The sequence below is a fragment of the Rheinheimera pacifica genome, from assembly GCF_900108485.1.
GTDB classification, from domain to species: Bacteria; Pseudomonadota; Gammaproteobacteria; order Enterobacterales; family Alteromonadaceae; genus Alishewanella; species Alishewanella pacifica.
On sequence record NZ_FNXF01000004.1, the window covers coordinates 1 to 25,546 of the forward strand.

The window sequence follows — 25,546 nt, forward strand, 5'->3', positions numbered from 1 at the left end:
TGAGGGATTTAAAGGTAAGCAAGTCAGTGATTTACTGGACGTGATTGAAGATCGCTACGAGCAACGCAGCACGATCATCGTCAGTCAGTTACCGGTCTCAGAATGGTACGGTCTGATGGATAACCCGACTGTCGCAGATGCGCTATTAGACAGAGTGATCCACAACGCCCACCGACTAGAATTAACAGGTGAGTCACAACGTAAAAAAACACTGGTTCAGGGTGAAGAAGTCGGGTAAAAAGAGAGCATAAACGAAGGTCAGATCATGCTGGCCGGATCACACCGAAACGCCTGGCCGGATGAAACCGGAACAGGTGGCCGGACAAACCGAAATACGCAGTTATACCTGAATATGAAAAATTACCGAGTTGTAGATAATACCGAAATCCCTAAGCAAAACCTTTTTAAGGGGTTTGCTTTTAGAAATAACGAAGTTAAAGAGCACATTACCTGGTACAGGTGGGTATATCTGTGCTTTATTGAGGTGCTGTTTGGTGAAGAGCTTATCGAGAGTTTGGTTACAACATCTTCAGTCAGAAACTTTAATTCTAATAGGTATGAATCGGATGAGTATGGTGTTGCTATGCACCTATCGATGCATGTACCCAGTGGTATGTGGTCAAATCTATTCAGGAAATCAATAATTGAGGTTTTGTTCTACAAGTATTTTTTGCAGTACATTCTTATCGAACCACGGGAAGACTACGATAAGAATGATGATAAAAGAGTGATTGAGTGTACAAGGACGCGGTTTTCTGTATTCAAACCGAAGCTTTGGCAGGTTATCGCCTTTCGCCGCGTATATCTATTTTCTTGGCTAATTATTAACTTGGCGATCGACGTATTGGTCTACCTTGCTTCTTCAAACTTAAGCGCCGCAATACTTTCGGCGTTAATTGTAGAAGCTGTCCGGCGTATCGCAAAGGTTTAACAATTGCCATCAAATACTTGCCTGTTGGGCGCTCCTCGCAGCAAGTTGCTGGCATTTGTGGCGGGCCTTATAAGTTCAAGGAAGCATTGTGAGTAAGCCAAAGAAGATTATTGATAATCCTACAAGTGCAGAAATGTTAAAGCAGTTAGAGGCGTTTGATAGCCTGGAGAGTCTATACAAGGCTTTTCCGTTTGCTCGTAAGCTCTTTCCTAAAATGGAAGACGCCTTCAATGAGTTCAAAAATATTAAAAAACAAGCAGAAATATTAAAGGCACCTGACCAGTTCAATGAACGTTTTACGGATCTGGGTTGGATCGCATATGAGTCAATGAATACGGACGTGATGCAGAAAGCAATAAATATTCATGATGCTGAAGGGAAGGAAGCGGCGGAAAAATTCTTAGCCGACTCATATGACGAAAAAACATTAAAGTGGGGGATCTTACGATTTAATGGAAATCGTGATTTTAGAAAAAGAGTAAGGCTTGCGGAATTGGCCGAAGAGGATTACTTAGCTGGTAGATATCATGCGTGTATACCGTTATTGCTGAGTTTGCTTGATGGTCTCGTAAACGATGTTTCGAAGCATGTAGGCTTTTTTGCTGAGAACGTCGATCTGACAGCTTGGGATTGCATTGCGGCTCATGAGTCAGGCCTTCAAACACTAGCTTCAATTTTCACTAAAGGTAGAAATAAGACTAATGAAGAAGCTATATCTATTCCGTACAGAAATGGGATCCTTCATGGTCGAGAGTTAGCCTTTGATAATAAATTAGTGGCAGCAAAGTGTTGGGCTGCTCTCTTTGCCGTGAGAGACTGGGCTGGAGCACTTGATGATGGAAAAAAGGAGCCAAAACCAAAAGAAGAAGTAACTTGGAAACAGTTATTTAAGCAAATTTCTGAAACAAACCTTATGAAAAAATCGATTGAAGAATGGAAGCCAAGAATATCTGAGGATATTCCATACCTGCCCTTTGAAGGAGATATTTCTAGTCTGCCTGAAAATACACCTGAACATGCAGTGGCTGACTTTTTAGATCATTGGTGCAATAAGCGATTTGGTCTCATCGCCGATGCCCTTCTATACTTTACCGATACTCCTAAGGGCAAAAAAGCTGGCATGGCACGGCAAGACTTTGGGAAGCATGTACCGGTTTCGTTCAAAGTATTGGGTGTAGATGACCAAGCTGCTGCAGTTACTCAAGTAATAGCAGAGCTATGTTTTGAAGTTGACGGTCAAAAAAAGTTTAAAGAAGTTTCGGTACGCGTAATATACCAAGACTTAGAAAATAATCCTTCGGTCTGGTCTACTCCCGGTGGGCACTGGAGGATAGTTCAAAATTCTTTCTCTGACATCATATATGGGCTCGCCTTATAACATATATAAGCCTACTCGGTATCAATAGGTAAAACCGCTGTTCTAACCGCGTTAGCAGCCAGATCGCTGTCCATCAGCAAGACAGACTGCTTCATCTGTCATCAAGGCGGACGATTGCTCAGCGGGTTAACTTGTATTTTCCTATCGGAGTAGCAAATTCTAAACGATGAGTGGCTTCAATGAGTATTTGCCAGGTAATTTCCTCATCATCCGCAGTTAACGTAAGCATATTGTCTTGCCTGGTGTAGGGGTACTGTCGGTTGCCATAGCCCTTAATAACCTCTGTTATCGTATCCGCATTAATATCAACAAAATTACCGGCTTCCAGTTGATTGACACTGCCATCATCATAAACCACTTCTGTCATTACCCAGCGGCCGAAAATATCATCACTCTCGCTGGCATTGCTGCAGGAAGACAAGACTAAAGCGAATAGGGTTAGTACAACCATATTCTTTATTTGTGCCACAAATTTATGCATAACCTGCCGTAGTAAGGACGCTTTGCTGCCACTTTAGTGTTGGCAAAAATTATTGAAATCATATATATAAATTATCTATTTATAAACAAATAATTATCAATTTGGCTTGTCACTGGTGATTGGTTGTAAGCATACAATGGCACGCCAACTTGAATTTTATACTCCTTTGGCGTATGGTGCGCTTATGCTGACAATCATTGAATCACCGCTATTTACCAAGTTGTGGCCTGATTATTGGACTGAAGAAGAACGAGCCGAATTTGCCGCTTTTTTAGCTGCCACCCCTGAAGCGGGTGACGTGGTGCCGGGCTCCGGCGGCTGCAGGAAGATCCGCTGGTCGCGCTCAGGAGCCGGAAAACGCGCCGGAGTCAGAGTGATTTACACGACTCGACTTAAAAGCGGGGCTTTGGTGTTGTTAGTTATTTACGCCAAGAGTGCGCTGGAGAATATCCCGGCTCACTTGCTGAAACAAATAGCACAGGAGATGGGCAATGCCGATTGATGAAAAAGAGCTGCTGAAAAGAGATGCTGGCCGCAATATTGGCGAAGAGCTGCTGCTGGCGATCCGTGATGTTAAAGCTGGCAGAATTGGCCAAAGCTATGCTGTTGAACCCAATGAAATTATCGCCACGCGGCTGAAGTGCGGCTTGTCACAAACGCAATTTGCTAAGGCATTGCATATTTCACCACGCACATTACAGCAGTGGGAGCAGGGTAGGCGTCAGCCATCAGGCGCAGCTGAAACCTTGCTGAAAATTGTGTCGAAATACCCGCAAATACTAGAAGAAGTAATGGCTTGAACTGGAATAGTTGCGAATAATTGCGGCAGGATAAAAACTAAATAGCCTAAGCAGCTTTAACTTTGAACTGCCCGTAAATTATACCCCCCAATTATCTGAGCGAATAAACTTAGACAACACAGCCTGGTGTTGCTGTGCCCACAGGCTTATTGCCTGGCTGTCATCAGTGGTTATCTGTTCAATAAAAGCACTGGATAGCGCCTGGGTGGCGGCTTTGATCACCTGCTGCTGTGGCTGCGTATCTTTGCTGCCACGCCAGCCTGAAAAAATATTGTGGCTGCCTGAGCTAAACACCGCCAGCACTTTGTAGCTACTGGCCATGGCGTTATACAAGTCATATCTGTCTTGCGGCGATGAATAAAAACCCGGTACCCGAATTTCATCTTCGGTGGTAGTGATATGCAAAGTAGGGATGTTAACTTCAGCCAGCACTTTATCCAGTGGCTGATCATTATAAAAAGGCGGGGCTGAAATTAGAATGGCCGCTTTGATGCGGTCATCTTTCAGGCTGACCAGGGCGCCGTTTTGCTCCACTTGGGCACCGCTTAGTAACATTGAGGTATTCGCACCATACGAGTGGCCGGCCATCACAATAGTTTGGTTATCAAAATCAGCGGCATGGGTTGACGCTAATATCTGGTCTAAAGCAAACTTCACATCCTGAACTCTGGCTAAGGCTTCGGTTGAATCAGCCGCGTCCATCAAGCGAAAGGGTAGCGTGAGCCTGCTGCCCCGCCAGACTTTTCGATCACTGCCATCATGCTGCACATGTAAGCTGGCATAGCCCTGACTGGCCCAATACTGGCCCAGGTAAGCGTAACGCTCTTTCGAACCCCCTAAGCCATGAGAAAATACAACTAATGCTTTGGCTTTTTGCTGACGCGCAGGTTTAAATAGCAAAGCGGGCACAACCCGATCTCTGCTTTGGTCAAGCCAGTTAAAACTGATTTCTTCAATATTCAGCCACAAGCGCTCAGTAACTTCTGCCGAGTATTTTACCGAGGGCAAATTCAGTTGCTGTTGCCAGACAACATTATCGGCTACCGGTTTTTGCGCGCATCCGATTAAAGAGATCAGCAAAGCAACAATAAATGCGGCTGCGCCTGATGCTTTAATGATGATATGAGATCGCATAAAAATTCTCTTTTCTAAAACCGAGCCAAAACTAACCCGCTTAATACGCTGAAAAGTGGTTTAGGGTTTGGTTTCAGGTTATTCCACGCTAACAGTATCCGGATAAACAGTAAAAACAAGAAGCGTTAAAAAGTGGTATGTCGCTGGATAATGACAGGTTTATGCAGGAATTGGCAGATTTGACGGGGCGACGGCAGCAAATGAGGCAAAGGGGGCGGCCGGTAGGGTGGCGGAAGCAGGTTTAATTTTTATCTGACCCCAGTTATCCAGTTATCTTAGCTGTTACTCTTCTAAACAGCATGACTGTTTATTAAGTGGCGCATTTTTTCTGTTATCCACTCAGTGATTTCACTGCTCGGGCTGTCGAGGCGTTTTACTATGCCTATTTCAATTAATATATCGCTTAAAAAGTCGGTTTTTACCGCTGTTATTTGATCAACAAACCACTGCGCCCTGGCGATATGTTCCGGCACTATTGCCCAGCCCTGATTTTGCGTTACCAGCTCACAAATTAAGTAGTAACTGTCTAAATCCCAATGGTTTGGGCTTAATGCATGTTCGCGGTTCTCGCCCGAACGGTTACATAATACAAACTGCCGGTACTGCTGCAGTTGCGACAGGCTTAATACACCGGCATTGGCCAGCGGGTGCTTGTTACCGACAATCAATATTTTTTTAGAATAGCCCAAAGACTGTAAAGTCAACTCTGCTGGCAGAACGTTATTGCTGAGCATAAAACCAAGGTCGGCTTTTTGCCTGGCAATAGCCGTGGCAATGTCGTCTTGTGAGCCATTGGTAATAACCATATGGGTGTTCGGAAATAAATCGCCTACCTGAGAAAAGATAGAGTGAATGGTTTCCAGCGGTAAGGCTTCATCTATCGCGATACGCAGCGAAATGGGCTCTTTATTGGCTGCCGCCAGCGCTCTTGCATCTAAGCGCAGGCATTGGTTAAGCACAGCCCGTGCTTCGGGCAGTATTTCTTTGCCGAGTGCGGTTAAGGCCGGGAATTTCGAGCTGCGGTCAAATAATTCAAAACCTAAATCAAGTTCTAAATTAGCAATAGCGCTGCTGATGCGCGATTGCGCTTTGTGCAGCTGCCTGGCTGCTGCGGAAAAAGAACCCAGCTCGGCAGCGGTAACAAAGGCCAGTAATTGATCTAAGGTCCAGTTCATTGCTATCTCCTTAAGCGGTGCTGCTAACAGCCGTTGCTTGGTTTACACCTATCCGCTATGCGGATGATAACTAACTTTAATGTATCTTATTTTTATATATCATGCCGGTGTTTACACACTATGGGTAGCAGGTCATGCAAGTTGTAACACCGGTTCAGCCGCCACACTCTGTAGCAGGCGCATTTTGGCGTTTTGCTATGCCGTCTATCGTTGCCATGTTAGTCAGCGGTTTGTATCAAATTATTGATGGCTTTTTTGTCGGCCACTTTGTTGGTGCCAACGGGCTGGCGGGCATTAATATGGCATTACCACTGCTGGGTTTAATTATGGGCTTTGGTTTGCTGGTGGGCATGGGCGGTGGCAGCCTGTTGTCTAAATACCGCGGTGAAAACAATCTGGCAGCCACCCAGGCAACACTGGTTGCCGCGCTTGTGTTGGTGGTGTTAATTGGTTTATTCGCCACCTTGGTGTTTATTACCTTTGGTAAAAGCCTGCTAACGCTGCAAGGCGCAACCGGCATAACCATGCAAATGAGCTGGAGCTATGTGCAGATCATGTCGTTTGGTGCGCTTATATCCATTGGGGCCAGCGCTATGCCGATGCTGGTGCGCAATGATGACAGCCCGAACCTGGCAACATTGTTTATTATCGTCGGCGCTTTAACAAACATTGCGCTGGACTACCTGTTTCTGGCCCATCTTGATATGGGATTACAAGGCGCAGCTATCGCCACTTTAATTGCGCAGCTGGCCACCTGTGTGCTGTGTCTGCGATATTTTATGTCATCAAAAGCCAAAACCGCTCTGGCGATAAAGCAATGGGATAAAGCCATTGCTGGCCGTATTGTGCAGTTAGGCTCATCTAACCTGGTGATGTTTATCTATTTCAGCTTTGTTATGGCGTTTCATAACAAGCAATTTATGGCCTATGGCGATACCACGCAATTGGCGGCCTTTGCGATTGTCGGTTATTTAGCCAGCTGTTACTACTTCTTTGCCGAAGGCTTGGTAAGCGGCTTGCAGCCGCCGGTAAGCTACTACTTAGGCGCCAAACAATACCAGCGCATTACGCAAACGGTAAAACTGGCGTTTTCTGTCACGGTAGGCTCGGGTATTGCTATGGTAATACTGCTTAATCTTTTTCCGCAGCTGTTTATCGGTATCTTTACTTCAGGCAACGATGCATTACTTGAGGCAAGTAAAAACGGTATTCGGCTGCACTTGATGGCACTGTTTTTAGATGGCTTTTTGTTTATGGCTGCAATTTACTTTGTTGCCGTTGGTAAGAGTGGCCAGGCGCTGTTTGTATCCTTAGGCAATATGTTAATTCAGCTGCCATTCCTGTTTATTTTGCCAAAATTCCTTGGCATTAATGGTGTGTGGCTGGCTGTGCCGTTATCCAACATAGCCTTTGTACTGATTGTACTGCCGATGCTGTTGCTTAACCTCAAAGGCTTGAGGCAACTGCATAAGCAGCAGGGCGATACAAATAGAGTAGTGGCTAAGCATCCTACTTTTGATGCCGGTTAATTAAAGGGGGATTAACGCTTTAGTCGGAAATCAGCAGTAAATAAGCCTGGGTTACTTCGCTGATATGCGCTTCCATAGCCGCTCTGGCGCCGTCTGCGTCGCGCCGGCTGATGCACTGGTAAATTTTCTCGTGCGCCAGAATATTGGGCCCGGCTACCTGTTGCTGAATTTTTCGCGCAAATAACCGGCTTAGCTCTGAGCTTTCACGCAGTTGCCACAGCCATTCAATCATCGATTGCAGCGCGCTGTTGCGGGTAGCACTGGCAATTAACTGATGAAATTTGCCGTCATAAGCTTCAGCTTCAGTGCTTTTTTGTGCCTGTACCAGCAGCGTCATCTGTTGCAGGTAGGCCTTGAGTTTTTGCAGCTCTTCATTGCTGATGCGCTCAGCTGCCAGTGCTGCGGCATCGCCTTCCAGCAGTAAGCGTGCTTCCATAATTTCCAGCGGACCGGGGGCGTCGTCAGCCACTATTGAGCTTTTCAGGCCATGGCGGTTTTCTGCCGCTTTTTGCACATAAATGCCTGATCCTGGCCTAATTTCTACCAGGCCGGATACCTCCAGCGCGATCAGCGCTTCGCGTACCGTTTGCCGGCTTACGTCATAACTTTGTGCCAGATCACGCTCGGCCGGTAAGCGGCTGCCGGGAGGAAGTTCGCCGGCGCTGATCCGCCCGGCCAGTTTTTCGGCAATTTGCAGGTAAAGCCTTGCGCCTGCGGGTGTTGGGCGCTGTGGGCTGGTGTTGGGTAATGTCTGTACAGTTTTTGTCATCATGCTCTTTCAAAAAAATGGCTTTCAAAAAAATCGGCTTTCAAAAAAAATTGGCTATTCAAAAAATAGGCTTTAAAAAAAATTGGCCGGACCAATTATTTTTTATTGTAAATTGGCCTGTCCAGATGCTAGTGTCTATAAATTGGCCCGACCAATTTAGTCGGTTGGTCAGCACTATTCAAGTTTTTAGTTGAGGAACACTATGAAAATCATTGATGCCAAAGTTATTGTAACCTGTCCGGGCAGAAATTTTGTTACGCTGAAAATCACCACTGATCAGGACCTGTATGGCATCGGTGATGCCACCCTTAATGGCCGCGAGCTGGCAGTTGCCAGTTATTTGCAGGATCACCTGATCCCTTGTCTGATTGGCCGCGACGCCAGCCAGATAGAAGATATCTGGCAGTTTTTCTACCGTGGCGCTTACTGGCGCCGTGGCCCGGTGGGCATGACCGCCATCGCTGCTATTGATGTGGCGTTGTGGGATATTAAAGCCAAAGCCGCCAATATGCCGCTGTATCAGTTGCTGGGCGGTCGCAGCCGCGACGGTGTTATGGTGTATGGCCATGCCAATGGCCGGGATATTGCTGAAACGGTAGCTGAAGTGGGTAAGTATATTGAGCTGGGTTATAAAGCGATCCGCGCGCAAACCGGCATACCGGGCCTGGCCAGTACCTATGGTGTATCGAAAGATAAAATGTATTACGAACCGGCAGATAACGATTTGCCGTCAGAAAACCTGTGGTCTACCAGTAAATACCTGAACAGCGTGCCCAAGCTGTTTGAAACACTGCGCGAAACCTACGGTTATGAGCATCATCTGCTGCACGATACCCATCACCGCTTAACACCGATTGAAGCGGCACAGCTGGGTAAATCGCTGGAACCCTACAAACTGTTCTGGCTGGAAGATGCAGTACCGGCAGAGCTGCAGGAAGGTTTCCGTTTATTCCGCCACCATACCACTACGCCCATAGCTGTGGGTGAGGTGTTTGCCTCTATCCATGATTGTCAGCAACTGATCAGCGAACAGCTGATTGATTACATCCGTACCACCATAGTGCATGCCGGCGGTATTACCCATTTACGCCGTATTGCGCATTTAGCCGAGCTATACCATGTGCGTACCGGCTTCCATGGCGCTACCGACTTAAGCCCGGTAACGATGGGCGCGGCGCTGCATTTTGATACCTGGGTGCCAAATTTTGGTATTCAGGAATATATGCGCCATACCGATGAAACTGACGAAGTGTTCCCGCACGATTACCATTTTGATAATGGCTATCTGAAGGTGGGCGATACCCCGGGCCATGGTGTCGATATCGACGAAGCCAAAGCGGCGAAATACCCGTATAAACGTGCCTATCTGCCGGTAAACCGGTTAGAAGACGGCACTATGTTTAACTGGTAATGGGGTTTAACTGGTGAGAGGGTTTAACTGGTAAGCAGCCCATATTGTTGGTTAAAGCCTGCACCAGAGCCACAGATAATGCTGTTGGCACTGGTTCAGGCTTTGTTTTTTGTGTAACTTAAGCTGTTGTAAGCAGAAAGATATTTGGACAGCCAGCGGGCGCCGGTATAAAGTCGGTTAATCACGCTGCATGCTTAGTTAATCTTATTGGACGCTATGTCGAGCAAAAAACCTACCATCAAAGATGTGGCCCGGCTGGCCGGGGTATCGTTTAAAACGGTGTCACGGGTGGTCAATAACGAAGCCTGGGTCAGCGATGACATTAAAACCAGAGTGCAGGCGGTTATTGCCCAGCTAAATTATCAGCCCAACCGCACGGCGCGGCTAATGCGCACGGCGCCGTTTTCGCTGGCCTTTGTTTATGATAATCCTAACAGCCATTACGTAATAGAAATGCAAAACGGCATTTTATCGCAGTGCCGCCAGAAGGGCTTTGAACTGGTGATCCACCCGACAGATTCTCACTCTGGCCAGGTGTTGCAGGAGTTGACCACCATTATTGGTAGCAATCAGGTGGGTGGGGTGATTTTGACACCACCGTTGTCAGAAAACCGTGAACTGGTGCAGCAATTGCTGGCTCAGCAGGCCAAAGTGGTGCGTATAGTGTCAGGCTCGGCACCGCCGGATGATCTGTGCCCGACCATTTATGTCGACGATGAACAAGCCGGTTTTAACATTACCCGGCACTTGCTGGCGCAGGGGCACCGCCGTATTGCTTTTTTGGGCTATCACAAAGATCACCAGTCGTCATTGGGCCGCTATCGTGGCTATTGCGCAGCGCTGCGCGAAGCCGGCTTAACGGTGTCAGAACAACTGGTGATCACCGGTGATTTCACCTTTGATTCCGGTGTCGCTATGACCGAGCAGCTATTACAACGCGGCGACAAACCCACAGCACTGTTTGGCTGTAATGATGAAATTGCCGCCGGTGCTTTATTTACCGCCCGTATGCACCAACTTGCCGTACCGCAAGACTTATCGATAGTCGGCTTTGAAAACAGCCCGTTCTCGCGCCAAACCTGGCCAAGGTTAACCACGGTGCATCAACCCAACGCTGAAATTGCCGCCAAAGCAGCGGCCTTGTTAATTAGCCTGATGCTGGAGAATGAAACGCAAACTGCACATTGCGGCTTTGAGCTGCAGTTGGTATTGCGTGATTCTGTTTCTACTTTGTAAAAACCAATATTTCATTACTAAACAATAGCTTAAAATTTATGTCAACGTTGTCATATTTTTAATTGACAACGTTGACAGTGTGGTGCTAACTTGAATTCAGAGTGGTTAATAAATCACCGACCAGTAAACACTGGTACAAAGGCAAAGACGTTCAATAAACCATAATTGGCAACAAGAGAGCGCAGGTATGAACAGGTTGAATCAGCACAAGTTAGGTAAGAAAACAGTTCTTGCATCGATCCTGGCGTCGTTATTATTTCCGGCGCTGGCCCAGGAGCAACAGCAAAATAAAGAATCTGATGATGATCATTATGAGGTTATTTCAGTAACCTTCCGCGGTAGTTTAGTGGCGGCGGCAGATATTAAACGCCAGGATACTAAGGTAACCGACGCCATTACCACGGAAGATATCGGCAAATTTCCCAGTGAAAACATTGCTGAAGCTATTCAGCGCATTCCCGGTGTACAAATTTCTAACGTTAACGGCCGTGGCTCAACAATCAGTGTGCGCGGCCTTGGCTCGCAATATGCGCGCACCACCCTGAACGGTCAGACGATGGCCAGCGCCGATTTTACCAGTGGTTTTCGGTTTGACATTATCCAGACTGAACTGGCGTCGTTGATTGAGGTGATTAAATCACCGACAGCTGATATGGATACTGGCGGTTTATCCGGCACCATTAATATTGATACCGCTTCGCCTTTGTCATTCAGAGAGCAAAAAATTCTGCTGTCGGCCAATGGCCAGTATTCAGAATTTTCACCCAGCGGTGATGTTACACCAAAAGCCAATTTTACTTATATTGACCAGTTTGCCGACAATACCGTGGGTGTGTTGCTGAACATGGGTTATCAGCAGTTAGACGACCGGGTAGATAACCTCTGGATGGACCGCTGGTTTGTTGATGCACAGGACGATGTTACGCCGCGCCGGCCGCGTTATCGCCGTATTGACCGTGAAACCGACCGCACCTTGTTTAATGGTACCCTGCAGTGGCGGCCCAGCAACGAATTTGAAGCTAAATTTACAGCCGTTTATGCTGGCGATGACACCAAACAGGATCTGAATCAGCAGGTGTTTTTGTTTAATGAAAACCAGATCACCCGTTTAGGTGCTGCTGAAAATGGCGTGTATAACCAGATCCAAATTAATAACTTTACCACCGAAAATAACCGCCAGCTGGAACAGAAAGACGCAAAATCAGAAGCCTACACCCTGGAGCTGGATTACGACTGGAACGACTGGGCCTTTAGCAGCGTGCTGCATTACACCGCGGGCAAAGCGGTACACAATGAAGAAGCGGCAATATTAGCGACAGTAATTTCCCAGGCTACGCTGGATATCTCGAACCCGTCGAACGTGGTGTTTAATGTTGCCGAAGATTTAGCCGACCCTGCGCTGTACCCGGCTTCGATGCCGCGTAATGAATACCCTAACGGCGCCAGCCGTAGAATGAATTCAGACGAAACCGCGGTGCAGTTTGATGCCACCCGTCTGCTGGATTGGCACGGTTTTACCAGTATTTCTACCGGCGTGAAATACCGTAAAGAAACACTGGAGCGTGAAGTATACCGTACCGACCGTGCTGCAATTGGTGATGCCGATCCGGCAGATTTACCGTCAATGGCTGAGTATGGTTATCTGGTAACGGATTTTCTCGACAATAAGATGAGTATCCCGCACAGCTGGATAGCACCTAATATTCAGGCCTACCGTGATGCACTGGTGGCTGAAGGCGTAACGGTGCCGACTTTGTTTGCTGCTCAGTCCAGCTATTCAATGGAGCGGCAAATTACCTCGGCCTACCTGATGGCTAATTTTGAAACCGAAGTATTTGGTTTGGCACTGCGCGGTAATTTTGGTGGCCGTTACGAGCAAACCAAGCGCGATGTTAATACTTATCTTACCGGCGACACCCACCCGGACAACGAAGAAATTAAACTGGCGATTGGTGAAATTACCCAAAGCTATGATTACAACAACTTCCTGCCAAGTGCTAACTTTGTGCTGGCACTGAACGATGATATGCAGGTGCGTCTGGCTGCTGCCAAGGTATTGGTCAGGCCTATTCTGACCTCTAATACCCAGTTAGCACCGTCAGAAACCTCAGGCGCAAACTCAGTTGGCAGCCGCACCTACTCGGTAAACCTGGGCCAGCCAGAGCTAAAAGCGCTGACGGCTAATCAGCTGGATTTAGGCTGGGAGTGGTACTACAGCCCGGGTGATTCGTTAACGGTAAACCTGTTTCAGAAAGATATTAAAAACGGTACCGTCAGTGAGCTGGTGTGCCCAACGCAATACAACGGCACTGCCCTGAGTATGGCCGGTTCAGAATGCGTTGACGCCAGCGGCAATATTTACGATATCACCGCCATTTACAACGACAGTTCAACCCTTACCGTAAAAGGCTACGAAATTGGCTGGAACCAGGGGCTGGACAGCCTGTTACCGGTAGCCGGTTTTGGTTTAAGTTCTAACTATACCCGCATTCTGGTGGATGAAAGCGAAGGTTTTACCCTGAGTAATTCATCTGAGCAAACCTGGAATATTACCGCCTACTGGGAAAATGAACAATTCAGTGCCCGCGTAGCGCTGAACCATCGCAGCCCCTATGTGCAGGACAGCAGCGATGCGTTCTTTGCCCGTGAAGGCCGGGTAGTAAACGGCCGTAATCAGGTAGATTTGCTGCTAGGCTGGACCATCAGCGATCAGTGGTCGATGCGTTTTGGCGCACTGAACGTAGCCGGTAAAGATGAAGAAGCCTACCGCGATGAGCAAACCCGTGCCTGGCAAACCACCAGTGTGATCGGCCGCAGCTACTATCTGGGTGTAAGCTTTAGCATGTAAGCCTCCGTAGTAACAGGGCCTGCCGCCTGGGGCAGGCCCTGTATTGTTCACTATAAAAACGATAGTAAAAAGGACACTCCATGCATTTATTCCCAATGAATTTATCCCCGTTAAATTTGTCTCAGTTTCGCCGTAAGGTACTGGCATCCTGCTTATTGGCTGGCGCGCTGTTAACCGGTTGCAGCCCGGTAGTTGAGCAACCGCAAAGCCTGGTGGCAGAGCAACAAAACAGTGCAGCTGCAGAGCCGGTGCGACAGCTGTTTGAACGGGTGGCAGGCCAGGCTGTGCCGCATGTGCATTTTTCGCTGGTTAACGATGAACTGCCAGATTGGTATCAGGTGGAGGCCAAGAGCGGCCAGCTTTATGTCAGTGCCAATGCGTTAACGGCACTAAGTTATGGTACTTATGAATATCTGCGCCAGATTGGCGCTATGTCGGTAAGCTGGGAGGGCAACCGGGTGCAGTTGCCACAGCAGTTTGCCGATTACCCGGCCGAGCGGGTTACGGCATTATTTCAGCAGCGCGCTTACTTAAATGTTTGTGCTTATGGTTACACCACGCCCTGGTGGAGCTGGGATCGCTGGCAGCAGGAACTGGACTGGATGGCATTGCACGGGGTAAATAACCCGGTAGCAATGGAAGGCCAGGAATATATCTGGCAGCAGCTGTGGCGTGAGTTTGGTGTGTCAGATGAAGAGCTGGCGGCTTACTTCTCTGGCCCGGCGTTTACGCCCTGGCAGCGGATGGGCAATATTGAAGGCCATGAAGGCCCGTTGCCACAGGCTTATATCGATAAAAAACATCAGTTACAAAAGCAAATCCTGCAAAAAATGGCCAGCTACGACATGAAACCGGTAGTACCGGCGTTTTCCGGTTATGTGCCGGAGCAGTTTGTTAAAATGTTCCCCGACGCCAGAATTATTGAAATGAAAGCCTGGAGTGGTTTTCCTAAACCCACCTACTGGCTGGACCCTGCCGATCCGCTGTTTGCCAAAGTGGCCAAACGCTTTATTGAGTTATACAACGCCGAATATGGCGAGCAGCACTATTACCTGATGGATGCCTTTAACGAAATGCTGCCGCCGGTATCAAGCGATAACCGCTATCAGGATCTGGCCGGTTATGGCGAAGCACTGTACCAGTCATTGGCGCAGGTTGTGCCCAATGCCACCTGGGTAATGCAGGGCTGGATGTTTGGCTCAGATCGGCATTTCTGGGATCTGGAGTCTATTCAGGCATTTTTAAGCCGGATCCCGGATGACAAAATGATGATCCACGATATTGGTAACGACCGCTACGACGTGTGGCAGGGCGCTAAAGGTTTTTATGGTAAGCAGTGGGTGTTCGGTTTTATCCATAATTACGGTGGCAGTAACCCGGTATATGCCGATTTTGATTTCTACCGCGAAAAAACTGCTTATGCCCTAAACCATGAAGAAAAAGGCAATTTAACCGGCTATGGCGTATTTCCGGAGGGGATCCACGGCACATCATCGGCATACGAATATATGTTTGACGTGGCCTGGCAAGGGCAAGCCACCGCACCAACTGAGTGGTTGCAACAATACCTGAATGCCCGTTACGGCAGCACCAGCCCGGCGTTACTGTCGGCCTGGAATAAACTGTACAAAGCCGTGCTTAGCACCAGGTATTGGGACCCGCGCTGGTGGGAAGGTTCAGCCGGTGCTTATCTGCTATTTAAACGGCCCTCAACGGAGTATCTGCGTTCTACCGGTGCGCCGGGCGACTTAGCCTTGCTGGATCAGGCATTGCAGCAGTTGGTCGCGCTGCCGGCGAAAGAGCAAAGTACGGCGTTATTCCGCTATGATTTGGTCGATTTTTCCCGCCATGCGGTTACCCAACATATTGATATGCTGCTCCAACATACCGCCCTGGCCTATCAGCAGGGCAAAGTGGAGCAGGGCGATAATTTCCGCCGTCAGGCAGAGCAACTGATACTGGGTGTGGATGCATTAATTGGCGGTCAGCAGGAAACGTTATACAGCTGGGTTAACGATGCCCGCGCCTACGCGGACACGCCGGAGCTGGCAGCCTTTTATGAGCGCAATGCGCGTAAGCAGGTAACAATTTGGGGCGGCAGCAGCTTAAAAGACTATGCCTCCAAAGCCTGGCAAGGTATGTACGCCCACTTTTATCTGCCGCGCTGGCAGGTGTTTTTCGATGCCCAGCGTCAGGCCGCGTTAAGTGGTAAGCCACTGGATACTGCCGCACTGGAGCAGCGCTTAATCGAATGGGAAAACGCCTGGCTGGACCAGCAATTACCACCAGCATCAACAGTGCCGGCCGATGTGGTATCAGCCGTAAAAGCGCTGCAGCAGCTGGTAACGGCTAGCAAAGCGCCGCCGTCAAACCTTTAAGCAGGAAGGCACTATGCAATCACAACGTTTGCTGGCATTAGATTTATTTCGTGGTTTAACCATTCTGTTTATGATTATGGTGAACAGCCCTAACACCTATGGCGAGTTTTCCCATGCCTACTGGGATGGTGTTACTTTTGCCGATTTTATTTTTCCGTTCTTTCTGGTGATTGTTGGTGTGGCGGTGGCTATCGGGTTACAGCCGGTAGCACGCACGGCACAGCAGCTTAGCGCAGTGCGGGTAAAAATTTTGCGCCGCACGCTGATCCTGTTTGGCCTTGGCATCTTCGTTAACCTGATTTACCTGAAATTTGCCGAGCTGCGCATTCTTGGCGTACTGCAACGTATTGCGCTGGTGTATCTGGCGTGCTCACTGCTGTCGATGCACTGCAGTACCAAACGCCTGGTACAGATCACGGTATTTATTCTGCTGAGTTACTGGTTGCTGATTTTACTGGTACCGGCACCTGGGCTTAGTGCCGGGCAACTGCAGCGCGACGCTAACCTGATTAACTGGTTCGACAGCCAGTTTCTGCCCGGTATGTTATGGCGTGGCAGCTGGGATCCGGAAGGCTTGCTCAGCACTTATCCGGCTATCGCCAGCGGTTTATTTGGCGTCATTATGGGCCGGCTGGTACTGCAATATAAGCAGCACCTGCCGCAACTGGTAATGCTGCTGTTTGTGCTGGGGTTTAGCAGCTTTTTGCTCGGTTGCCTGTGGAGTTTATGGTTTCCGCTGATTAAACAAATCTGGAGCAGCTCTTTTGTACTGGTAACCAGCGGTATGGCCAGCATGGTACTGGCATTGCTGGTTTGGTATACCGATGTACAGCAATACCGCAAGTTCAGCCATATTCCGCTGGTGTTTGGCGCCAATGCCATCGTTGCCTATGTACTGCATGTGGCGCTGGAAAAACTGCTGGAATTGCCGCTAGCAGGTGTGTCGGTACACGGCAGTTATTTACAGTTGGCAGAGCAACTTGGCTTAAGCCGGTTTTTCAGTGCCGGGCTATGGATAGCGGCCTTTGTGGCCCTGTGTTATCTGCCGGTATGGTGGATGTATCAGCGCAAAATCTTCGTAAAAATTTAATGACATCAGTAGTGCAGTCTGAGGAGATTTTAGTGCAGCAAAGCGAACCACTTTTTATCGGGGTTGATGGCGGTGGCAGCAAATGTAAAGCCCGGCTGGAAAATGCCAACGGCCAATTGCTGGCTGAAGCAATAGCAGGGCCAGCTAATCCGGCGACCGATTTTACACAAACCGTCGATTCGGTGCTAATGGCTTGCCATTTGGTGTTGCAAAAAGCCGGCTTTGCCACAGCACTACAGGCACAGTGCCATGTTGTGCTGGGGTTGGCCGGTGTGAATGTGCCGCGGGTACAGCAGCTAATGCAGGACTGGCAGCATCCTTTTGCTTCGCTGCAGGTTACCACCGACTTACATATTGCCTGCCTGGGTGCCCATGCCGCACAAGATGGCGCCATTTTGATCACCGGTACCGGTACAGCCGCTTTTGCCAGTGTCAACGGTGAACAATGGCTATTTAGTGCGCAGGGCTTTCCGCTGGGCGATCGGGGCAGCGGTGCCTGGCTCGGCTGGCAGGGCGTGTGTGCCACGCTGGACGTGCTGGATGGCTTACAACCGGCAACAGAACTGACCCGCAGTATCTGCCGCCGCCTGGGTGTTAGCAGCAATACCGATCTGATCAGCTGCTGCATGGGCTACAAAGCGGCAGAGTACGGCCAGCTGGCACCCCTGGTATTGCAACAACAGCAACAGGGCGACCCTTATGCCTGTGATATTACAGCACGGGGTCTGGGGTATATTCAGGCCTTACTGCAACGGCTGCAACACACCGGCGCAACCCGCATTGCCATGATTGGCGGTTTAGCACCGCAGCTGGCCGCATTATTACCGGCAGCATTACAACAGCAACTTAGCCCGGTGCAGGGCTCGCCGGAAGTTGGCGCTGCTGCACTGGCCCGGCAGTATTTTCTGGAGAAAGTAATATGACATTAATGCGACAGGAAGCCAGCGAAACCTGGCAGCGCATTCAACAGCAAATAGACAGCAACGGCAGCTTATATGCAGAAGTGGCAGAGCGCATTCGCGGCTTTGATCCGGCCTTTGTTTATATTGTCGGCCGTGGCACTTCTGATCATGCCGGCGTATTTGCCCGCTATCTGATTGAGGTAGAACTGGGTGTGGTGGTTGCGGCTGCTGCGCCGTCGGTGGCCAGTTTATTTTCCCGTCAGCTTAAACTGCAACGTGCGCTGGTGCTGCTTATTTCACAATCTGGCCGCAGTGAAGACATACTGGCACAAGCCCGCGCAGCCAAACAAAGCGGCGCTTTGGTAATAGCCCTGGTAAACGATATCAGCTCACCACTGGCGGCACTGGCCGACTATGCAGTGCCGTTACTGGCCGGGCCGGAAAAAGCCGTAGCGGCAACCAAAAGTTATTTGTGTACGCTGGCGGCGATATTACAGCTGGTGGCGCACTGGAAACAGGACGCCGCGCTGCTTGGCGCATTAACCAGCTTGCCGCAAGCCCTGCAAAGCGTACTGGCGCAACCGGCTCAGTTGCAATTGGCGCACCTGCAGCAATTGCGGCATTGTGTGGTGTTAGGGCGGGCCTTCGGTTATGCCATCAGCCGTGAAATTGCGCTTAAAATTAAAGAAGTATGCGGTATTCAGGCCGAAGCTTTTAGCAGCGCCGAGTTTTTACACGGCCCGGTATCCTTACTTAACCAGCCGCTGACCTTGTTAAATGTGGCGCTGGAGGATGAAAGTACCGCTGCGCACCAGGTGCAAATCAGTGAGGTGAAAAAGCGCGGTGCTGAGGTAGTAACACTGCACAGCACCCTGGCGGATATTCATCCGCGCCTGCAGCCATTATTGCTGATGCAGCGCTTTTATCTGGATATTGAAGCCATAGCGGTGGCGATGGGCAAAAACCCGGATGCCCCGGTGGGGCTGAATAAAGTGACCATTACGCTGTGAGTGTTAAATTGCGAGTGTTAAATTATGAGTTTGGCAAATAGCGTTATGCAAACCCTGTATGTGGCGCAGTGCTTTGATGGCAGGCAGCAGCTAAAGGATGTCAGGGTTGAGTGGCAAAACGGCCGTATCAGCGCTATTGAGGCCGGGGTTAAACCGGCACAACACAGCCAACAGTTGCAGGGGCTGCTTTGCCCCGGTTTTTTTGACATTCAGGTAAATGGTGGCGGGGGCGTGTTATTTAACCAGCAGCCGGATATTGCCGCGCTACGCACTATCAGCCAGGCGCATCTGCAGTTTGGTACCACCGCCATGCTGCCTACGGTTATTACCGATAAATTGCAGGTAATGCAGCATGCCGCCGATGCGGTGGCTGCGCTGTTACCACAAGCCGGGCATACGATAGTGGGCATTCACTTTGAAGGGCCGCATCTTTCAACCGCCCGGCGGGGCATTCACCCGGCAGACTGTATCCGGCCGTTATCCGATGCTGAGCTGGCACTGTTTTGCCGTAAAGATCTGGGCACCGTTATGGTGACACTGGCACCGGAAACAGTGCCGGTAGCGCAAATTCGCCAGTTATGTGCTGCGGGCGTTATCGTCAGCCTGGGCCATTCTGCCGCAACGGCAGAACAAGCGCTGGCCGCCATTGACGCCGGAGCCCGCTGTTTTACCCATTTATTTAATGCTATGTCACCGCTTACCAGCCGCGAACCCGGTATGGTGGGGGCGGCCCTGGCAAGCAAAGAGGTGTATTGCGGCCTTATTCTCGATCATCTGCATGTACATCCGTTATCTGCCCGTATTGCTGCGCAATGTAAAGGTGAAGACAAACTGATCCTGGTCACCGATGCGATGGCACATACCGGCAGCGAGCTACAAAGCTTAGCCTATCAGGATACCGAAATTCGCCGCGACGGCTTAAAGCTCACGCTACCCGATGGCACGCTGGCTGGCTCGGCACTGGATATGAACACGGCACTGCGTCATTACCAGCATGATTTAGCATTGCCACTTGGCAGCGGTTTAAAAGCGCTTAGCACTAACCCGGCAGTATTGTGTGGCCTGCATACTGATATGGGCTACCTGCAACAGGGCGCGCTGGCCAATATGTTGCTGCTTAATGCAGATCTACAGTTACAGCAGTGCTGGCTACAAGGCAGCCGGATTAATAACAATAACAGGAGAGTTGTATGACGCAGAGCAAAGCCGCAGGCAGCCTGCAACCGATTATTATTATCGGTGTGCTGTTTTTTATGTTTGGTTTTATTACCTGGCTAAACGGTGCTTTAATCCCGTTTTTACAACTGGTATGCCAGCTGGGTGAAGTAGAAGCCTTACTGATCGCCTTTAGTTTTTATATTGCTTATGTGGTAATGGCACTGCCAATGGCGCGGGTGCTGATATGGTCGGGTTATAAAAATGCCATGTCAATTGGCCTTGGCCTGATTGCACTGGGTTGTGCGCTGTTTATTCCGGCGGCGCTAAGCCAGCAGTTTGGTGTGTTTTTGCTGGCACAGTTTGTCGTGGGCTCAGGGCTTACCTTATTGCAAACGGCGTCTAACCCTTATCTGGTCAGGGTAGGGCCCGAGCAATCTGCCGCAGCGCGTATTTCGCTAATGGGCATTTTAAATAAAAGTGCCGGTGTGCTGGCACCTTTGGTATTTACCTGGCTGGTGTTGCAGGACCTGGGACATATCACAGCTGAAAGCCTGGCTTTGCTGGACGAAGCACAGCGCCAGCAACAGCTGGAAATGTTGTCGCTGCAGTTAATCACGCCTTATGCCGGTATCGCTGTGGCCATTTTGCTACTGGCAGTGGCACTGCGCTTTTCTGCCTTACCTGATTTACCGGCCGAGCCTGCGCCGGTTAACACTGGCACGGGCGATGCCTCGGTATGGCAGCACCGCCATCTGGTGCTGGGCGTTATTACGCTGTTTTGCTATGTCGGCGTTGAAGTCATCGCAGGTGACACCATTGGCTTGCTGGGCTCTGCACTAAAAGTACCGGGTGCCACCACGCTTACCTCTTATACGTTAGCCTTTATGGTACTGGGGTACAGCTTAGGCTTATTGTTAGTGCCGCGCTTACTGTCACAGCGCCAGGCACTGGCCATTTCTGCCGGGCTGGGGCTGGTATTATCGCTGGCAATCTTATTATCCGATGCCGGCAGCACCGCTATTTCAGCCTTATTATGGGGCTGGGCCGGTATTCCGCTGCTGCCGGATCCGGTTAGCCTGGTGGCGCTACTGGGGCTGGCTAATGCGCTGGTATGGCCGGCAGTATGGCCACTGGCACTGGCGGGCTTAGGTTCGCTAACCCCCAAAGGTTCAGCCTTATTAATTATGGGTATTGCCGGTGGTGCCGTGCTGCCGCTGGTATACGGTGCCTTATCCGAGCAGACCGGGCCGGTTAGCGCTTATATAGTGCTGTTGCCCTGTTATGCGATGATTTTGTATTACGCGCTGCATGGGTCTAAGCCCAAGCACATCGCTGTAAAGAGGTAAATTAATGAAGTTGGCTGTATGCATATTAAGCCTGAGCATAGCGATACTGACCGGTTGCCAGAACAGCCCTGCGTTAACCAGAGCAACCCCGGTGGCAACCGAAGCAAGCGATACGCGCCAGTGGCTGGCCGGTGATCATCATGTGCACAGCCATTACAGCGTACGCTGGGACACCAGCGTATTTCCGCCCACCCCTATTATTGGCGGTGATGCTATTTATTCCATTCCGCTGAACGCCCAGATGGCGGCGCACCACGGCTTAAGCTGGCTGGTGATTACCGATCACGGCGGGCCAAACCGCGCCAAACTGGCGCTGGAGCAAGCCTACCCGGAATTGCTGGCGTCGCGTAAAGTCCTGCCGCATATTCTGCAATTTTACGGTATGGAGTTTGATGTGCCGGGCAATAGCCCCGGTGGCCGCCATGCCACCTTTATTATGCCAAAGCGGCCAACCGAAGCACAGCAACTGTATGAAATAGAAAGTAAATACAATGGCCGCCAGGGCATGCCACCGTCACCGGACAAAGCCGATGATGCCTATATGCTGCTGGCATTAAAAGCCATGAATGCCTTACCAGATAAACCCTTATTGCTGGCGAATCACCCAGGCCGGCTGGCAACCGGTTTTCGTGAATACAATAAAATTACCCCCAAACAATTACGTGACTGGCAAGATACTGCACCTGAGGTAGTGATAGGCATGAGTGGTGCCGAAGGCCATCAGGCAGCAGTATTTAACCGCGATGGCAGCCTTAAGCCAGACGGTGTGCGCGGTGAATACCCCGGTTACCCCACCATGGGCGGCTATGATCAAATGACCGCCCGTTTAGGTGGTGTTTGGGATAGCCTGCTTAGCGAAGGGCGCAAATGGTGGGTAACTGCCGTATCCGACAGCCACGGTCATTACACCGACGGCTGGGCCGATTTCTGGCCCGGTGAATACGCCAAAACCTATGTTTACGCCGATAAAACCTACGACAGTATTTTCGACAATTTAAAAGCCGGGCGCGTGTTTGCTGTAACCGGCGATTTAATTGACGCCTTATTTGTTGAAGTTGCAATAAAAGGCTCAGATCGTAGCTCCGGTATCGGTGAAACCTTAAATGTGACACCGCAAGACGAACTGGTACTGCGGGTACGTTTCCGTGATCCGGATACCTTAAACGCCGGCGGCTATAACCCGCAGGTAGCCAGGGTTGATGCCATCATCGGCCAGATCAACGGCCCGGCAGTTGATCGTAATAGCGATGAAACCAGCACGACCCGGGTATTGCAGCGTTTTTACCAGCAAGACTGGCGACAACAAAACGGTTTTAGTGTGTTTGAGCTGCCACTTGGCAAAGTAACGGCCGATCAGTATCTGCGCCTGCGCGGTACCAATCAGCGCGACGAACTGGAACCGCAGCCGGACGAAAAAGGTGAAAACCCGTGGCATGATCTGTGGTTTTACAGCAACCCGGTGTTTATCAGGGTTATGTAATATGTAAGGCGCAGCAAATAAGGTAAAGCTATTAAACGGATTCGTAAAAGGATCAACGTTCCGTTATGAGAAAAACTTATACACACTGTTGCGTATCCAATTATGATTGTAAGGATACGCTACAATGTTTATCGCCAAAAACACCATACACAATAGAAATCCCTTTGCGCATCTGAGCCGGGTTGTGCAGCTGTGTTTGGTTATATCACTTTTGGGCTTATTCGCCTGCAGTGCAAAAACAGCTGAATCTGTTGAAAAAACTACTACAGCTGTCGCCCCCGCAAGCTTTGACAACCCTATTATTAAATACGATACCAAAGATCCAACCAACGAGGTGGGGGACTTTATCTATACCGCAGATCCCGCCGTGATGGTGGTAGATGACACTGTTTACCTTTACACCACGCACGATGAACAGTCAGTGGATGGCAAAGATTATCGCATGTACGACTACCGGTTATGGACCAGTACAGACATGGTTAACTGGCAAAATAAAGGCGCTGTACTGCGCTACTCAGATTTTAAGTGGGCCAGAGGAGATCAAAAAACCGGCAACGCTTACGCCCATCATGTTATCCACCGAAAAGATCCGTCGGGTAAGTCGCGCTATTATTTTTATGCAGCCGTAGAAGGCGGCCAAACCGACGGCAACTTTGGCTTTTCGATTGGCGTGGCTGTATCGGACAGCCCGGAAGGGCCCTTTACTGATCCACGCGGCATGCCGATGATTTTGCTGGAAGATACCGCCAGAGATAAAGATCACAGCTGGCGTAATATCGACCCTGCAGTTTTTATTGATGATGATGGCAAAGCCTACCTGTATTGGGGCAATCAGCAGTTATGGTGGGTTGAGCTTGAGCCAGATTTAATCCATCTAAAAGGCGAAAGCTACACGCGGGATGCGTCAGGCAATATGCAAAACCGCGATACCAGCAAGGTTAAAATTCATACTGTTGATACCTTGCCTAATTTTGAAGAAGGCCCTTACCTGTCAAAACACCAGGGACTCTATTATTTAGTCTATGCCGCGGGTTTTCCGGAAAGCCTTGCCTATGCCACCAGCACATCCGCCACCGGGCCCTGGCAGTATCAGGGCATCATCATGGAACCGCTGCCTAACACCACGACCATTCACCCGGCGATGTTCGATTTTAACGGCAACACCTATCTGGCCTATCACAGCGCCGACCTGCCCGGAGGCGGTAATTACCGCAGATCAGTGTGCGTAGACAGAGTGTACTTTAATGCAGATGGCACCATTCAACCTATTGTCAGAACGTTTAAAAAATAGCGCGTTTAACAGCCCTATTTAGATGATACAGCTCAGATAATACAAAAAGGAAACTCATTATATGCAACAGATATTAAAACCAAGGTGTGCCAGCATCCGACGGGGCTTTGTGCTGGCCGCTTGCTTATTTACGGCGCAGGCCCTGGCGCAGGCAAACGACATCATGACGCCGATAGCGCCGCCTAATCAGAGCAAGGCGATCGACATCGGTACCGGCTCACTGCCAGGTGAGCAAACGCAAGAGTCATGGCATGCTCAGTATGGCAGCCGCTTTGTGCGCAATGTTACCCTTGCCACGCTGACCCCCTTTTTGCCCGATCCGAAAAAAGCCAGCGGAGCTGCTGTGATCATTGCACCCGGCGGCGGTTTTCGCACATTGTCGATGGATAACGAAGGCTGGGAGGTTGCCCAGGCTCTGGCCAATCAGGGCATCGCAGCCTTTGTGCTTAAGTATCGCTTAAATCAAACACCGGCAGACATGACTGAATTTAAACGGGCGATGGACGAGATGTTTTCGGCAACCGGGCGCCGGCCGCCACGGCCTGATCCGGCACAGATGAAGCTTAGCCTCGCGCCGCAGTTGGAAGACTCCCGGGCAGCCTTCGCGCTGATCCGCAGCCGCGCAGTAGAGTGGAACATCGATCCGGACCGTATTGGTATGCTGGGTTTCTCTGCCGGTGCCATGCTTACTATGGCAACCACGCTGGTTGATAAAGACGCTAAGCCCGCCTTTATTGGCAATATCTACGGTCCGATAGATGCGGTAGAGGTCCCAGCAGATGCACCACCGCTATTCGTTGCGCTGGCTGCAGACGATCCATTCTTTGCCAATGGTGAATTCGGTTTAATCAAGAGCTGGCATGCCGCCAAAAGGCCGGTCGAGTTTCACTTTTACGAGCAGGGCGGTCATGGCTTTGGCATGTACCCCAAAGAAACCACCAGTACCGGCTGGTTTAATGCCTTTACAAGCTGGCTAACAATGCACGGCATGTTCAAAGTTAAAGAGTAACAACCAGGCGGCGAAGCTGCCTGGTTGTTTCATGTGTAAATACCGCGCTTAATACTTTATCTGATAGTTCTGAACTAATCCGACAAGCTGTTAAGTGCCAAAAGCAGAAATTCCATCTGGTATGTATCATTGTACTCACATCGCTGTATTTATATCCAATTCGGTGCTAAAGCCAAAAGTGATTTGTCAG

22 protein-coding genes are annotated in these 25,546 nt (G+C 49.8%); 18 read left to right on the forward strand and 4 right to left on the reverse strand.

Going from position 1 to position 25,546, the window contains the following annotated elements; translation table 11 throughout:
- The 3 genes from BLW68_RS06415 to BLW68_RS06425 all read left to right on the forward strand — a co-directional run.
- On the forward strand, positions 1–238 hold a 238-nt coding region (locus BLW68_RS06415), incomplete at its 5' end, for an ATP-binding protein (protein ID WP_177172173.1).
- Between the two features lie 27 nt (positions 239–265).
- The gene (locus BLW68_RS06420; protein ID WP_092791506.1) at positions 266–931 is read left to right on the forward strand and encodes a hypothetical protein; all 666 of its coding nucleotides are present in this window, start codon (positions 266–268) and stop codon (positions 929–931) included.
- Positions 932–1,019: 88 nt separating this feature from the next.
- Positions 1,020–2,309 (forward strand): hypothetical protein, encoded by a 1,290-nt coding sequence (locus BLW68_RS06425; protein WP_092791508.1) that lies wholly within the window; start codon positions 1,020–1,022, stop codon positions 2,307–2,309.
- A gap of 118 nt (positions 2,310–2,427) precedes the next feature.
- Here BLW68_RS06425 and BLW68_RS06430 read toward each other — a convergent pair whose 3' ends face one another.
- A complete protein-coding gene (locus BLW68_RS06430; RefSeq protein WP_092791510.1) occupies positions 2,428–2,790 on the reverse strand; it encodes a hypothetical protein in 363 nt (120 codons plus the stop codon).
- A 184-nt stretch (positions 2,791–2,974) separates the two neighbouring features.
- Between BLW68_RS06430 and BLW68_RS06435 the strand changes: the two genes are divergently transcribed.
- Together BLW68_RS06435 and BLW68_RS06440 are read left to right on the forward strand one after the other, a co-directional pair.
- Positions 2,975–3,292 carry a transcriptional regulator gene (locus BLW68_RS06435; protein WP_177172174.1) on the forward strand — a complete coding sequence of 106 codons (318 nt, stop codon included), beginning with the start codon at positions 2,975–2,977 and terminating at the stop codon, positions 3,290–3,292.
- A complete protein-coding gene (locus BLW68_RS06440; RefSeq protein ID WP_092791512.1) occupies positions 3,282–3,590 on the forward strand; it encodes a helix-turn-helix domain-containing protein in 309 nt (102 codons plus the stop codon). Before BLW68_RS06435 ends, BLW68_RS06440 begins: the two co-directional genes overlap by 11 nt.
- A 78-nt stretch (positions 3,591–3,668) precedes the next feature.
- Here BLW68_RS06440 and BLW68_RS06445 read toward each other — a convergent pair whose 3' ends face one another.
- Positions 3,669–4,724, reverse strand: a complete 1,056-nt coding sequence (locus BLW68_RS06445; RefSeq protein WP_092791514.1) for an alpha/beta hydrolase family protein — start codon at positions 4,722–4,724, stop codon at positions 3,669–3,671.
- Positions 4,725–5,014: 290 nt separating this feature from the next.
- Positions 5,015–5,899: a LysR family transcriptional regulator gene (locus BLW68_RS06450; RefSeq protein ID WP_092791516.1), complete on the reverse strand. Its 885-nt coding sequence runs from the start codon at positions 5,897–5,899 to the stop codon at positions 5,015–5,017.
- Positions 5,900–6,033: 134 nt separating this feature from the next.
- On the opposite strand from BLW68_RS06450, the gene BLW68_RS06455 reads away from it, so the two are divergent.
- A complete protein-coding gene (locus tag BLW68_RS06455; RefSeq protein WP_092791518.1) occupies positions 6,034–7,428 on the forward strand; it encodes an MATE family efflux transporter in 1,395 nt (464 codons plus the stop codon).
- A gap of 19 nt (positions 7,429–7,447) precedes the next feature.
- On the opposite strand, the gene BLW68_RS06460 is transcribed toward BLW68_RS06455, so the two are convergent.
- Complete coding sequence (locus BLW68_RS06460; RefSeq protein ID WP_177172175.1) at positions 7,448–8,197, reverse strand: FadR/GntR family transcriptional regulator; 750 nt, start codon at positions 8,195–8,197, stop codon at positions 7,448–7,450.
- Positions 8,198–8,399: 202 nt separating this feature from the next.
- Here BLW68_RS06460 and manD point away from each other — a divergent pair, with 202 nt between their 5' ends.
- The 12 genes from manD (at position 8,400) to BLW68_RS06520 (ending at position 25,356) form a co-directional block, all read left to right on the forward strand.
- The gene (manD, locus tag BLW68_RS06465) at positions 8,400–9,608 is read left to right on the forward strand and encodes a D-mannonate dehydratase ManD (protein WP_092791522.1); all 1,209 of its coding nucleotides are present in this window, start codon (positions 8,400–8,402) and stop codon (positions 9,606–9,608) included.
- A 216-nt stretch (positions 9,609–9,824) separates the two neighbouring features.
- Complete coding sequence (locus tag BLW68_RS06470; RefSeq protein ID WP_068231220.1) at positions 9,825–10,844, forward strand: LacI family DNA-binding transcriptional regulator; 1,020 nt, start codon at positions 9,825–9,827, stop codon at positions 10,842–10,844.
- A 187-nt stretch (positions 10,845–11,031) separates the two neighbouring features.
- On the forward strand, positions 11,032–13,692 hold the full coding sequence (locus BLW68_RS06475; protein ID WP_092791523.1) for a TonB-dependent receptor: 2,661 nt from the start codon (positions 11,032–11,034) through the stop codon (positions 13,690–13,692).
- A gap of 80 nt (positions 13,693–13,772) precedes the next feature.
- Entirely contained in the window at positions 13,773–16,070 is a 2,298-nt protein-coding gene (locus tag BLW68_RS06480; RefSeq protein ID WP_143039927.1) for an alpha-N-acetylglucosaminidase, read from the forward strand.
- Positions 16,071–16,083: 13 nt separating this feature from the next.
- Positions 16,084–17,160 (forward strand): acyltransferase family protein, encoded by a 1,077-nt coding sequence (locus tag BLW68_RS06485; protein WP_092791529.1) that lies wholly within the window; start codon positions 16,084–16,086, stop codon positions 17,158–17,160.
- 32 nt (positions 17,161–17,192) lie between these two features.
- The gene (locus BLW68_RS06490) at positions 17,193–18,083 is read left to right on the forward strand and encodes a glucosamine kinase nucleotide-binding domain-containing protein (protein ID WP_177172176.1); all 891 of its coding nucleotides are present in this window, start codon (positions 17,193–17,195) and stop codon (positions 18,081–18,083) included.
- Complete coding sequence (gene nagB-II, locus BLW68_RS06495; protein ID WP_092791537.1) at positions 18,080–19,072, forward strand: glucosamine-6-phosphate deaminase NagB-II; 993 nt, start codon at positions 18,080–18,082, stop codon at positions 19,070–19,072. Before BLW68_RS06490 ends, nagB-II begins: the two co-directional genes overlap by 4 nt.
- Before the next feature lie 24 nt (positions 19,073–19,096).
- Positions 19,097–20,266, forward strand: a complete 1,170-nt coding sequence (gene nagA, locus BLW68_RS06500; RefSeq protein WP_092791540.1) for an N-acetylglucosamine-6-phosphate deacetylase — start codon at positions 19,097–19,099, stop codon at positions 20,264–20,266.
- The gene (locus BLW68_RS06505; RefSeq protein ID WP_092791542.1) at positions 20,263–21,576 is read left to right on the forward strand and encodes a sugar MFS transporter; all 1,314 of its coding nucleotides are present in this window, start codon (positions 20,263–20,265) and stop codon (positions 21,574–21,576) included. The genes nagA and BLW68_RS06505 overlap by 4 nt, the downstream gene beginning before the upstream one ends.
- A gap of 4 nt (positions 21,577–21,580) precedes the next feature.
- Positions 21,581–23,056, forward strand: a complete 1,476-nt coding sequence (locus BLW68_RS06510; RefSeq protein ID WP_177172177.1) for a CehA/McbA family metallohydrolase domain-containing protein — start codon at positions 21,581–21,583, stop codon at positions 23,054–23,056.
- Between the two features lie 124 nt (positions 23,057–23,180).
- Positions 23,181–24,347, forward strand: a complete 1,167-nt coding sequence (locus BLW68_RS06515) for a glycoside hydrolase family 43 protein (RefSeq protein ID WP_092791544.1) — start codon at positions 23,181–23,183, stop codon at positions 24,345–24,347.
- A gap of 61 nt (positions 24,348–24,408) precedes the next feature.
- Positions 24,409–25,356 (forward strand): alpha/beta hydrolase, encoded by a 948-nt coding sequence (locus BLW68_RS06520; protein ID WP_092791546.1) that lies wholly within the window; start codon positions 24,409–24,411, stop codon positions 25,354–25,356.
- Positions 25,357–25,546 lie beyond the last annotated feature (190 nt).